This window comes from Streptococcus sp. GMD6S (assembly GCF_000297015.1).
This window is the reverse complement of the sequence record NZ_AJRH01000162.1, coordinates 1-1,114: the sequence shown is the minus strand read 5'-3', so window position 1 is coordinate 1,114 and position 1,114 is coordinate 1. Positions and strand designations below refer to the sequence as shown.

Here is a 1,114-nt window from a genome sequence, read left to right as displayed (position 1 = left end):
AAATCAGCCTGTAGAAATTGCTTCTATTACAAAACTGGTTACAGTTTATTTGGTCTATGAAGCTCTGGAACAAGGAACTATCAGCCTATCTACACCTGTTGATATTTCGGACTATCCTTACAAACTTACAACTAATTCTGAGGCGAGTAACGTCCCTATGGAAGCTCGAAATTATACTGTTGAACAACTATTAGAGGCTACAATGGTATCCAGTGCAAACAGCGCTGCCATTGCACTAGCAGAAAAGATTGCTGGTTCTGAGAAAGACTTCGTAGACAAGATGAGGGCTAAACTTCTTGAATGGGGAATTCAAGATGCAACTATTGTAAACACAACTGGTTTAAATAATGAGACACTTGGCGATAATATCTATCCTGGTTCTAAAAAAGACGATGAAAACAAGTTGAGTGCCTACGATGTTGCAATCGTCGCTCGTAACCTCATCCGAGATTATCCTCAAGTTTTGGAAATCACAAAAAAACCAACTTCTACCTTTGCAGGACTTGAAATCCACTCAACCAACTATATGTTGGAGGGAATGCCTGCCTATCGTGGTGGTATTGATGGACTAAAGACAGGTACTACTGATAAAGCTGGTGCTTCATTCGTGGGAACAACTGTTGAGAAAGGGATGCGTATTATTACGGTTGTTTTGAATGCAGATCAACAAGATACCAACCCTTATGCACGTTTTACTGCTACTTCAGCACTTTTAGATTATATTTCTGCAAACTTTGCCTTAAAAACTGTCGTTCAGAAAGGTGAAGCTTACAACGATAGTAAAGTAACAGTTCTGGATGGTAAAGAAGATAATGTGACAGCTGTCGCTAAGTCAGACATTTCCATCGTCCAACGCATCGGAAGCGGTACTACACCAACTCTCCAATTCACACCGAAATCAACATCAGAAATGGCTCCATTGGAAGAAGGCAAGGTTGTTGGTACTCTGACCTATGATGATCAGGATTTGGTCGGCCAGGGCTATCTCACTTCCGACAAACCATCTTTTGAAATGGTTTCTGAAAAGAAAGTAGAAAAAGCCTTCTTTTTGAAGGTTTGGTGGAATCAATTTATCCGCTTTATCAATGAAAAACTATAAAAAAATCGCGAATAA

At 39.8% G+C, this 1,114-nt stretch carries 1 protein-coding gene; it reads left to right on the top strand.

Annotated elements, in window-relative coordinates:
- On the top strand, window positions 1-1,099 hold a 1,099-nt coding region (gene pbp3, locus GMD6S_RS09370), incomplete at its 5' end, for a D-alanyl-D-alanine carboxypeptidase PBP3 (RefSeq protein WP_000294634.1).
- Between the last annotated feature and the right edge of the window lie 15 nt (window positions 1,100-1,114).